This window comes from Bacteroidota bacterium, from assembly GCA_026391695.1.
Classification (GTDB): domain Bacteria; phylum Bacteroidota; class Bacteroidia; order Bacteroidales; family JAGONC01; genus JAPLDP01.
Genome location: JAPLDP010000037.1, coordinates 32,820 through 46,691 on the forward strand (window position 1 = coordinate 32,820; position 13,872 = coordinate 46,691).

Annotated in this window: 2 protein-coding genes; both read right to left on the bottom strand. The window is 42.0% G+C overall.

Translation table 11 applies throughout. From position 1 onward, the window contains the following. Positions 1–93: 93 nt before the first annotated feature. A complete protein-coding gene (locus NT175_05385) occupies positions 94–6,549 on the bottom strand; it encodes a C10 family peptidase (GenBank protein ID MCX6234147.1) in 6,456 nt (2,151 codons plus the stop codon). Between the two features lie 287 nt (positions 6,550–6,836). After that, positions 6,837–13,832, bottom strand: coding sequence for a M6 family metalloprotease domain-containing protein (locus NT175_05390; protein ID MCX6234148.1), 6,996 nt, complete (start codon positions 13,830–13,832; stop codon positions 6,837–6,839). Positions 13,833–13,872: the final 40 nt, after the last annotated feature.

Below are 13,872 nucleotides of genomic sequence, written 5' to 3' on the forward strand. Positions count from 1 at the left end.
TGATGGTACGTCAATCATTTAAATTTCGGGCTGCAAAAGTATGAAATTATTTTTAATTTTTACAGGAATAATATTAAAAGGCTTCCTCAACGATCAAAATTTCACTACCTTTTTAAATCCCGCAAAATCGGTCCCTGTCAATTTAACCACATATACACCTTTTCTTAATCCTGTCAGATCAAGCTGAAAAGTCTTATGTAAAGTAGTATAAGAAATATGATCATCCATAACTAATTGTCCATGATCGTTATATATCTTAATATCTACCTCACCCAGCAGACAATGATTTGTTAAGTATATAATACCCCCAGTCGGATTAGGATAAATGGTCAGGCAATCCTCAATACCGCTTAGATCTGATGATGTCGGTACGAGATTTATCCCGGCTATTTTTGAAAGCCCGTTTGTTGTAAAGAATTCCTTATCCGGCAATAGTTGATCATAGGTGACAAAAACCTGGAATTCTTCTAAAGTCCCGGGACGATATAGCTTGAAACTCATGATTTCATCTTCAACGAAACCATCTGTAATACCCGTCGTGTTATCATCACCAAATGCTGTAATAGCAGTATTCGACTGCAGATCCCCAAGCGAAATCATTCCACAGCATAAACCGGAATTGTTGAATACCCCAATAACGTCTCCAGGCTTACATTGACGTAATAAGCTTTTATCAATAGCTATGGTATGCGAGTTTGGAGTGGACCATACATCATTCCATGGTGTTATGTCGTCAAATTGTTCATCCGGCACGACACCTGACCTTGTTTGTGAATATTCAGGATATTCAATGGAACAGGGATAAGATACATGAATACAATAGGCTTTACCAGGGATCAGATACTGTAACGTAAATATCTGTTGTGCCGGCCAATATACTTCACCTCCTCCAATTTCTTTGACAATTGTCAGTGTGTCGGCTAATGGGCCGAATATGTCATCAGCCAGAACCTGATCGTTATTTAACACTGGAGTAATGGACCACCCTGTTGGTAATTCCACAACTCTGTCATTTACAAGGACGCCGCTGAATGTCAACTGTACCTCGTTATCGACTTTGATCTTATAGCCCTGATGAGTATCCCATGTTCCGATTGTATTAATGCCCTGGCCGGGCCAATATACCTGCGACATACCCATGAGTATGGTCAGGTCGCTGAGGATGGGCTCGAACAGTACCGTGACCGAATCATTCACCGCATCAACATAACTTGATATGCCGCTCCAGCCTGATTGGATATTAATAACCTGCTCGAATGGTAATATGCAAGTGTCTTTGAGGCAGCGCAGAGAAAAGCCGAATGCCTTATGGTTGTTAACAATGTAGCTGCCTCCACTTTGGAAGACCAGGCACTCGCCGTAGTTGTCATAGCCTTGAGCACTGCTCCAGTAGAAACCGTTCCAGCCGCGGCCAGCCGGCGAACCATCGATGTAGTGCAAGGCCCCGGCAGCATGGAGCTTTAAACCTGAGTTCCATGGGTCGTTCCAGTCGGCCCAGTTTCCACTTGCATCCACATTGGTCCATTCGGTTGAGGTTGGAATACGCCATTCACTGCCAAGCTCAAGTGTACAAGGGTCGTTGGCAGCCTGCCAGTCAAGGTTTTCATTTATAGGGGTTATCCAGACGTTATTAGGTGTTCTGTTTGTGCCATCATGCTTGTACCCCTGCTTTCGGTTAAACTGCCAGTACCAGCCTGCCGAGGCTTCGGTTGCATCGTTAACAGCAGTTGCCTGCTGGTTGGCGCCCAGGTTGCTGGTAATCCAACATTTTGAAGGCTCTCCGGCTATATTTGCTACGGTGCCGTAAGTAACCGTTTTAGTAACCGGAGCTACGGTATCTGCCACATGGTTAATTGTGATGAAACCGCAAGAAGACAATGTTAAAAAGTTCACCTCATTCCCATACGCTGTTCCAACACTATTTGTAGCATACGCCCTGACATAATATAGGGTACTCAGTGTGAGGTCGGTGAGATTGCTCACAAACACACCGGATCCGTTACCGTCTATGGTGTGGCTGCCCTCAACTGTAGGATTTTGTAAGGTACTCCAACAGACCCCTCTGGCCGTTATAATAGCACAACCATCATTTATGATATAGCCACCCGAGGTTACTGTGGTTTGCCCGATATTAGAAACCGCTGTTGTAGTAACTGTGGGGATTGTAATTGCTATGCAATTAGAAGTTGAAAAACTTATCTCGTTCCCATACGCTGTTCCTACACTGTTTGTTGCATAAGCCCTGACATAATATAGGGTATCCGGTGTTAGGCCGGTGAGATTGCTTACAAACACACCGGTTCCATTACCGTCTGTGGTGTGGTTGCCCTCAACTGTAGGGTTTTGTGAGGTGCTCCAACAAACCCCTCTGGCTGTTACAGTAGCACAGCCATCATTTATGACATCGCCACCTGAGGTCGCTGTGGTTTGTCCGATATCAGAAACCGCAGTTGTAGTAACTGTGGGGGTAGTAATTGCTACGAAACTTATCTCGTTCCCATACGCTGTTCCAACACTGTTTGTTGCATAAGCCCTAACATAATATAGTGTACTCAGTGTGAGGCCGGTGAGATTGCTCACAAACACACCGGTTCCATTACCATCTGTGGTGTGGTTGCCATCAACTGTAGGATTTTCTAAGGTACTCCAACAGATGCCTCTGGCCGTTACGGTAGCGCAGCCATCATCTATGACATCGCCACCCGAGGTTGCCGTGGTTTGTCCGATATCAGAAACCGCTGTTGTAGTAACTGTGGGGGTTGTAATTGCTATGCAACTGTATTCATAAGCCCCGATATCTATTATCCCTCCATAAATCCGGGGATTACCAGCTAAATCGAATGAAGTTTCCAAATCAATTACTCCTATGTCCTGCTTACCAGCATTAACGCAGGGGGATGATGAAGATATGTAATAATCATGTGAGCCAAACTTCATGAATTTGGGATTAGCATCTAAATTGTCCTGATAAACGCCATATAGAGTATACCCTCCTTCTACAAAAATACTATCAAGCCCCCCCTGAATGTTGTTATTGTAGAAATCAGGGTCGGCATTAGTGCGCAAATAAATTTGGATATAGTTCTTTATTGTATTGATCCAAGGGTCGATTAGAACCTTGTTTCCATAAATAACATTATTTATTAAGGATGGATCGGAAGTATTGGCTATTCGAAATCCACCTCCATCAAGTGCCGTATTATTTACAATTGTATTGTTGAAAAGCAATGGATCAGACTCTGCCCAAATATGAAAACCGCCCCCCCAAGCTCCATGATTATCACTAATTAAATTATTGGTTATCAATGGACTTGATCCATAATTAATATCTATACCACCACCATCGTTAGCCTGATTGCTGGTAATATGATTACCAATAATTTTAGGACTTGAAGTCTTGATATATATGGCTCCGCCATCCTGAGCGATATTATTCATTATCTTACAATTCCTGATCAAAATATTCGCTCCATTCGTTAACATTACTCCGCCACCAGAATAACCAGAGGCGTTATTGTTTTGGATCAGACAATTTGAAAGTATCAGCTTGGAGAAACCCGAGACGTAGAGTGCACCACCATTTCCTTCCAGATTTATACCACTGTTCACTCCGTTTTCTAACGTACAATATTGAATTATTGACGTATCGTTTGTTGAACTTGTTCCATCGAATCGAATACCTTTCCATCCGATCGGTTTGTTGGCCGGAGTAAATGTTATCAATTCACTACTATCGCCAACTGCCAATAATCTGCCTTTTACATCAACCTTAAAATGACCAAGAAATTCGACTTTTGTTCCCGGATATATTTGTAGAGTTTCCCCATTGGGAATAATAATATCACCTTTTACTTTAACCAAGGTTGTATCCCATATTCCTGAGACTTCACCGGAACCCACTGTGCCAACCCATGCTGTAATAGGAATTTGTTTTGGTCCAACCGTAGAAAAAACGATCAACGTGTCATTAAATTCACCGACAACCGGGCTATAAATTGTTATTTTAATTAAAGAACTATCATTACTTAAGGTGCTTCCAAAAGGCGGTGAAAGACCACCCAAACTATCGATTTCAGCATTATTGATATAGATTACTCTCACCATAACAGAATCGATTTCCGAAACATTTGAAATGAAATCAATCTTTGAAGGTGCTAAAAACAGGTCGTCAGCAGCAACCAGGTTCTGATTTTCATAAGCGCCCATATCAATTCTTCCTCCGAAAATCCTTGGATTACCCGACAAATCATTATCTGGAATTAATAAACCATACAGGTCAGGTGTCCCTTGATTCACACATGAAGAAGAATCGCTTAGTTGAAAATTGTTTTCACCTATAAAACCAGGATCTGTCGAAATATTATTTTCATAGGTAATAATTGAAGCATCGGGATCAACAATGTAAATTCCTTCATGACCACCTTGAATATCACAAAATGTTATATTTAGATTAGATCCAGCATCCCTAACCATAATTGAGGCGTCAGTATTTCCCCATATTATATTATTAATTATTGTTAAGTCTACCCTCCCTTGTGATACCACCCCGGTCCCTTCATTATTTAAGATGGTATTATTAATAATCATTGAAGATGAGCTGGCACAATAAATTGCTCCGAACTCGGGATTTGGAAAAGGACCAAAGGTAAAAAAATTGTTTGCGATTAAATTATTAACAATTGTCGGAGATGAGTCATAATAAATATAAAACGCTGAACTTAAATATCCAGAGGAGTTAAAGATTATTTTATTGTTTTTTATGATTGGGTTTGCATAGGTTTCACATACGATGGCACCCATGTGACTATCACTTGAATTATAACTTATAATATTATTTTCAATAATTGGAGTTGCTCCTGAAATAAGAATTGCTGAACCCCAAATTGATTTATTCCGGGTAATTAATGAATTGGAGATTCTTGAAGAGGAATAAAATAAATCTATACCTCCGCCACGGTAGGCCCCCTCACTTTTGAATATTTGACATGAATCTATCAGAAGTTTTGAATAACTGGTAATTCTTAAGGCGGGTGTAACCCAATAATAGACCCCACACATTGAAGTTGTCGATGTGTAAGAAGCTTTAGCATATTTTATCTCGCAATTAACAAATCGCGATGAATCTTGATTCGCCGCAGTTGCTATGGCATTATTGAGTTCAATGCCATTCCAGCCAACTGTAGTATCCTGAGCAGTAAAAACGATAGGATTTTCATTGGCGCCAATAGCCTGAATGTTACCATAAACAATCAGCCCGCCATATTTTCCGAATTCAAGTGTTGTTCCTGGTTCTATTGTAAGTGTTGCATCACTTCGAACTCCAATTCTACGATTAACTGTTAAAGAACCGTTCCAGGTCGTATCTGCCCGAACATTTAATCCGTCATCAGGTTGGATATTAATAATTGCTTCATAGTTATCTGTGAAAATCAATGTCGGGGAAACGCCATTTAAATAGAAATATCCATCAGCATTGCCTCCCCATCCGAAATTAAAATGGAAAAAGTCTTCTCCCTGATAACCATCACAAACTAAAGCATGGCGCAAGCCATTAATAGTACTCCCGGCCGCATAGTAAACCGGCCGATTCTCCTCAAGTTCCTGTATGAAGATAGCAGGAAGACTATCCAACGGATACATTTGTTGATTGATGAGAATTGGGTGTGAATAATTGAAATTCTGAAATAGACTGAATGGCAGAGAGCCCAACTGGGCACCCGAGCCATCAGTTCCATAATCCATCTGAACGACAACTCCACAATGATAAATTAATTGAGCTACCGCATTTTGTTGGATTTCGGATGCCGTACTATCCAGAACATCAGGCATATTACTCCAATCATACGTTGTCGAACCAAAATCGGCAAATTGATATCCGTATATTGAGTGATAATAGCCATAACTTCCAAAACCGGTTGTCGGATAATTATAAAATTTCATTATTTGGGCCAGCGCTGTAGCCACGCAGCCTGTTACTGTACGGCCTCCCGGTCCGGCAGGATCGGCAGGACACATTTTATTATACGGCCACACTTGATCCCATGTGGTACTTAACAATGGCAGGACTTCACTGGTATCGGTACGTGAATCAACCTGGGACTCAATTTTAAATATTTCATGAGGTTCAAGTAATTTATTCCACATGTCCTGAGATTTTTGATCCACACGTAACCCTTGCTTTCTTGCCTCAAGTATTTGTTCTTTGAAGGAAGTTAATATTGTTTCTAATGCAGGTGGAAAATTTTCAGGATTAATATTGCTTTTCAGGGAATAACCAAGGATTGGGGTTGAAAGATCATCCCCTGCAACAATTACATATCCCCGGGGTTCCATGGAAAAAATATACAAAATCGTTTCTTCGTTTTCTTTTATCTCAAAACAATTTTGTATGAGAATGGTTTTCGTTTTCTTTAATTGAGTTGACTGGATTTTAAAAAACCAATTAATCGCGACTCTTTCAGCATCTGATTTTTTAACGTGTTCGGCAAAACAGATTGTTGCTGCTGAAAGAAATAATATAATCGTAATAAAAAAGAATCTTTTTATCATGATGACTCCCAATTTTTAGAACTCATTTAGCCTAAATTATTTCTAAAAAAACGGAAAGGTTTGTTATGTCATTGATATTCACTATCTTTAATATGTCCGAATTTTCAAATAATCTTTTCTATGAGTAAAAATACAAGAATCCTTAATATTTGCCTCATTTCTGATACAAATCACTGGCATATCCTCCCAGGAATAACAATTTTCTGTTCTCCCAATACCCCCGGCATCATTTGTTTATCAAATTTTGAGGTTGTGAATAATGAAGGTTAGAAAGGCTTCCTCAACGATCAATATTTCACTACCTTTTTAAATCCTACAAAATCGATCCCTGTCAATTTAACCACATATACACCTTTTCTTAATCCTGTCAGATCAATCTGATAAGTCTTATGTAAAGTAGTATAGGAAATATGATCATCCATAACTAATTGTCCATGATCGTTATATATCTTAATATCTACCTCACCCAGCAGACAATGATTTGTTAAGTATATAATACCCCCAGTTGGATTTGGATAAATAGTCAGGCAATCCTCAATACCGCTTAAATCTGATGATGTCGGTACGAGATTTATCCCGGCTATTTTTGACAGCCCGTTTGTTGTAAAAAATTCCTTATCCGGCAATAGTTGATCATAGGTGACAAAAACATGGAATTCCTCTGGTATCCCGGGACGATAAAGCCTGAAACTCATGATTTCATCTTCAACGAAACCATCTGTAATACCTGTCGTGTTATCATCACCAAAAGCTGTAATAGCAGTATTCGACTGCAAATCGCCAAGGGATATCATCCCACAGCATAAACCGGAATTGTTGAATACCCCAATAACGTCGCCGGGCTTACATTGGCTTAACAAGCTTTTATCAATAGCTATTGTATGTGAGTTTGGTGATGGTAATGCATCATTCCATGGTGTGACGTTGACAAAAACTTCTCCGGCACTAACCGTCTTATAAGGATTGCTGACATAAGCCGGGAAAGTAACTGAACATGCAGCATTTGTAGCTACCATATATGCCTTGCCGGGCTCCAGGTTAACCAATGTATATATCGACTGCCCCGGCCAGTACAGCTTAATACCGGCAATCTCTTTTACAATGATCAGGGTATCACCCAGCGGATCGAATAATTGTGAAGCGTCAACCAGATCATTATTCAGGACAGGTATGATACTCCAGCCGCTGTTTAAGTCAAGGGTCTTGTTAGCATCAGGCTCGCCGCTGAAAGTAACCTGCACTGTATTGTTGACCTTTATCTTGTAACCCTGGTGAGTGTTCCATGTTCCGATGGTATTAATGCCCTGGCCGGGCCAATATAACTGCGACATACTCATAAGTATGGTCAGGTCGCTGATGATGGGCTCGAATAGTACCGTGACCGAATCATTCACCGCATCGACATAACTTGATATGCCGCCCCAGCCTGATTGGATATTAATAACCTGCTCGGATGGCAATGCGCAAGTGTCTTTGAGGCAGCGCAGAGAACAGCCGTACGCCTTATCTTGGTTGTTGACAATGTAGCTGTCTCCACTCCAGAAGAACAGGTACCCGCCGTGGTTGGCACTGCCCTGCACACTACTCCAGTAAAAACCGGTCCCGCCGCGCTCGACCAGCCAACCATTTCCATCTACCAGGATACCGGCAGCATGTAGCTTTAAACCAGAGTTCCATGGGTCGTTCCAGTCGGTCCAGTTTCCAATTGCATCCACATTGGTCCATTCGGTTGAAGTTGGAATACGCCAGCCACTGCCAAGCTCAAGGGTACACGGGTCATTGGCAGCCTGCCAGTCAAGATTTTCATTTATAGAGGTTATCCAGACGCTATTGGGCGTTCTGTTTGTGCCATCATGCTTGTACCCCTGTTTTCGGTTAAACTGCCAGTACCAGCCTGCCGAGGCTTCGGTAGCATCGTCAACGGAGGTTGCCTGATGGTCGGCGCCAAGGTTACTGGTAATCCAGCATTTTGATGGTTCGCCGGGTATATTTGTAACAGTGCCGTAAGTTACTGTTTTGTCAACCGGGGCTATGGTATCAGCGACATGGATAATGGTGAAGTACCCGCAAGTACCAAAAAAAGATGTTGAAAAACTCATTTCGTTCCCATACGCTGTTCCAACACTGTCTGTTGAATAAGCCCTGACATAATATAGGGTATTCAGTGTGAGGCCGGTGAGATTGCTCACAAATACACCGGTTCCGTTACCGTCAGCGGTATGGTCGTCTTCAACTGTAGGGTTTTGCAAGGTACTCCAACAGACTCCTCTGGCCATAACGGCAACACAGCCATCATTCATGACTTCTCCCCCGGATGTTGCTGTGGTTTGTCCGATATAAGAAACCACCGTTGTAGTAAGTGTGGAGGAGGTAGTAATTGCTATGGAATTGTATTCATTGGATGTCGCCGGATTGCCTGTGATACACAAAGTATCACTGGAAGTCAGCACACAGGTGATCACGTCATTGGCGGCTGGAGTATAGGTATAGATCGGGTTGTCAGTTCCAACGTATGTTCCGTTGACCTTCCATTGATAAGATGGCGTTGTCCCTCCATTGGTCGGGGTGGCCGTAAAGGTAACCGAAGTGCCTTCACAAACCGGATTTGCTGAAGCGACAATGGAAATACCCACATAGTCACAACTATCCTTAAGACACCGAACGGAAAAACCATAAGACTTAACCCAAAAGTTACTCCAGGAGATACGATTGCTATTGTATTGCAAGTACCAGCCCTTTGCATTTGCAGTATCGTATTCAGATGATGACCAGAAATGTGCGTATGTGGTTAGATAAGTGAATAACGAATATTGTTTTTCGTATAGGCCGCCAGGGATTGCATTGAACCCGCTGGAATTTGTTGCGCCAGTGTTGGGAGTTAGCCAATGCTCAAATCCTGTCTCCTTCAATAAGCCACCAACAACAAAAAAACTTCCAAGATAATTTGAGAGATTCCACCATTCAGTATTACTGGGAATATGCCATCCCGTAGGGCAGATTCCCTGTATCTCCTCGGTAGTAGCATACTGCATCATCTCATTCCACTGATATAAGCCCCCATAAACAGTGCAATTCGTTTCAAGATTGTTATAACAATATTTTTCGATAATTCCATTATTCGTCTGATTTATTTTAGTGTCAATCTGTGTTCCAATATTGAGATTCTCTTTAAACCAGCACTGTATGCCGATCTGAATGGTATTGTATGTTTTCCCTTCATAAGTAATAGTATTTCCGCATTCGTCCGGAGATAAAAGTGATGCAAATTTCACTTTATTCCCGTAGGCAGTACCCACGCTGTTTGTTGCATATGCCCTTAAAAAATAGATTGTTCCCTTGGTCAAACCCGAAATATTGCTAAGAAACTCGCCTGTTTGCGCTTCATCAATTGTATGATTATCATATATTGTCGGATTCGAGCTTGTGCTCCAACACACTCCCCTTTCGGTAACAATAAAGCCGCCATCTTCGATTACATTTCCACCTGATACCGCATTGGTTTGGCTGATATTCATAACGTTATTTGTAGTAACTGTTGGATAATTCGGTGCATTCATCACGCAGCGTACCGATAAAGCTCTGGTTTTTTCCCAATAATCGTATATTAAAGCATTATTATTCCCATAATTTAAATATAAAGACCATGCATTTGTCGTTACGTTTTCCGAGGAGGGCCAAAAGCAGGCTTGGAAAGTAGGAGGAACAAACAAGCCAGGATCACTAAGAAAACCACCAGCAATCGCAGTAAAACCGCTACTATTTGTCGCACCTATGTTTGGCCATGCCCAATGATTCAATCCCATTTCTTTCATCTTTCCTCCAGCATCAGACAAACCGCCAAGATTGTCCGTGAGTAAGGTAAAATCTTCATAACTTGGAATATGCCAGCCTATTGGACATATACCCTGCACTCCTTGAGTTGTCACATATTGCATCAGCTCATCCCATTGGTATAACCCTCCATAAACATCACAGTTTGATTCTAAATTGCCATTACAGTACTTTTCGATGGTATCATTGTCGGATTGAGCTTGACTTTCGGGAATCATTTCTCCAATATTCAGATTCTCTATTAACCAACATTGCTGTCCAATTTGAACTGTGTTATAGGTGTTTTCTTCATAAGTCACAGTTGGCACTCCAGGGCAAGGCCGAGGAAGCGTTGTGAATATTACATCATTTCCATAAGATGTCCCTACAATATTGGTTGCATAAGCCCTAAAATAATAAATAGTGTTTGTATCAAGGCCCGTGATGGTACTAGTAAAGGTTCCAATACCACTCCCATCGATGGTTTTACTATTTGAAATTGTTGGATATGGTGAAGTATTCCAGCATACACCCCGTACCGTCACCGTGACTCCGCCATCATAAATGACAGATCCTTCACTGATAGCAGAAGTATGAGTGATACTGCAAACCAAGTTGGTGGTGACCCATGGGATTGTAAAAGACGTGTCGTAGTCATCAAGACAGCGTATCGTATTGCCAAATCTTTTGTCGTTTCTGAACGTGTTGCAAGATTCACTAGTGAAGATCAGGTGATCACCAGTACTTTCACTGTACTGCATTCCGCTCCAATAGACGCCGTATACACCGAGGTCGCGCAGAAGAACCGGACAGATGTTTATGTACCCGGCAGCATGAAGCTTTAAACCAGAATTCCACGGTCCGTTCCAATTTGTCCAACTTCCATCTACATCAACATTATACCATTCAGTAAAAGTAGGAATACGCCAACCACTACGAATGCCAAGCTCAAGGACACATGGGTCGTTTTGAGCCTGCCAGTCAAAGGGTTCATTTATTGGGATTATCCAGAAAATATTGGGTGTTAAGGTTGTCCCATCATGCATATACCCCTGTTTGCGGTTAAACTGCCAGTACCAGCCTGCTGAGGCTTCGGTAGCATCGTCAACGGACGTTGCCTCATGGTCAGCGCCAAGGTTACTGGTTATCCAGCATTTTAATGGTTCGCCGGATATATTGGTAACAGTATAATATGTAACTGTTTTTGTAACTGGTGCAACGGTTCCTGCTATATGGTTAATTGTGATGGACCCGCAACTAAAAGTTCCAAAGCTCAGCACATTGCCATACGCTGTACCCAAACTATTAATGGCATAAGCCCTTACATAATAAATGGTGTTTGTGTCTAATCCTGAAATAGAACTGATAAAAGTTCCCGTGCCACTGCTATCGGTAGTATGGTTATCTGAAATTGTTGGATTAATTATAGTACTCCAGCAAACGCCTCTTGCAGTTACTGTTGAATCTCCGGCACTAGTTACATTTCCCCCACCAGTTGCAGAAGTATAAGTGATGTTGGAAACTGGGGAGGTGGTGACCGTAGGGATTGACGAAAAGGTAGTCGCATTTGCAGTCACCCCTGTCGAATAGGTGGTATCGGTTATCACCGACCAGGCCATGTAATAATAGGTTGTAATGGGACTCAAGACAGTATGATTTAAAAACGTATTGGATCCATTATACAGAACATTTCCCCCACCGGGTATAGTGTCTCCCGACGCATAGGTGTTTCCGGTTACCGGTATTCCAAAGGCTGAGGTAAGACTAAAGGCCACCATGACAGAGTCATTGGAGGGATTTTTTATCCAGCTTAAATTAATTTGACTTGAACTAACCGCAGTGGCGGTGAAATTGACCGGATGAACGGTATCGCAAGCAATAAAACAAACAGTGATCTCATTCGTGCTCATATTTTCTGTAATGCCGAGTAAGGGTTTATCTGTATTCGCTCCTGCCCATGATTTTGAATTTGGCATAGTACCATCCGAAAAGGTCGTTTTACTTTCTGTTCCGGGCCAGGGGCAGCCCCCTGTGTTAATATTGGATGAGAAGCTAGGCATGACACCATTAGCTGTATTTGCTATGGCCGACATCGGAAACATGCCCTGATGGGAATTGGCATTTATATCATTCGTATTCGTATGGGCGGCAATATAATTGCCATCTATATGATAGATCATCAAACCATGCCCGGGTAATCCTGCGTCAAAGCCGGTCTGCTGGCGATTCTCACAAAGGAAATATTCATTGGTTGTGGTGGTATTATATCTGAAAACATCCGGATAAAGCCGTGCGTCACGAAGCAAACTGATCTGTTCGGTTGTTAATATGGTCGGATTTGTCCATGTAAAAAAATCCTTTATCCAGGCGTTGGGATGGGCAGGTTGGCTTCCGCTGGCGCCATTCCAGCTACCATGTGCCATCACATCCCAGTTTCCGGTTCCGTCGTATTGTCCAAAGTTTCCATAATCCGTATCATAAAAATCGGGAGAACCAAGATTATGACCGAACTCATGACAAATAACTCCAATAGTCGTCATGTTGGTGGGACCATTCTTTTCGGGCATGGTGGTATAATCCAGCACCTGCACCCCATCAAAAGTACGTTGTGCGACAGTATATCCCGCTGATGATAAATCCCAGCTGTGCGACCAGATATCATTAATATTTCCCGATTCTTCCTGCCCCCGGCCCTGGTGAATAATGGCCACCCCGTCGACGATGCCATCGCTGTTGTTATCAAATTCGGCAAAATTCACAGCAGCCTGAACGTCAGCAGCTACTACTGCATCATAAGCGAATTCGCCCCATTTGGCCTGAGGGCCATAGTAATCGTGTGTTTGTGGCAGGTTCACCCAGATCGTGACGGTGGTGTTAACCGTTAATTGACCATAGGATACTTCAAGATAGTAATCGCGGAAACTACCCGTTCCGTTGTAATTAACCTGGTTCATTAAACTGTCGAAATCGGCTTGTGAATAAGTTGTGGTGGTATTTGAGAAATTTGCCAGGATCTGTAGTAGTTTTCGCGTACCCGTTGTTGGAAAACCTCCAACCATTGGAGCCATTGGTGACATTATATTCTTATTTACCTGCCACTGCTTCATTTCGTTTACTTGAGTCTCACTAAAAAATAAACCTTTTCTTATTCCCCTTAAAAATTTTTGCTCTGATTGACTTCGTTGGCCATCATTATGAGCCTGAATACCTGAAAATCCCAGATTGCCGGTACTATCCGGGGAAGCATATTCATAAAACCCTTGTTTATTGCTCAATATCGTGTACCCGTCAAGAGTGGTTGCCCAGTGAATGCATTCATCCCCTTTTAACAGTAGAATAAGTGAAGTGCCATCGGGTTGGGTGTATTCAACCCTGGCAGGATTTGCGGTTACTGCGTCACCATGTTTCGGTAGTAAAGTAAAACATATTAGAACAATTGTGATTGTTAATATGTTTAGCTTATAACCTTCCATCAATCTTTGATATTTAGCCTGAATCATTTCTAAAAAAACG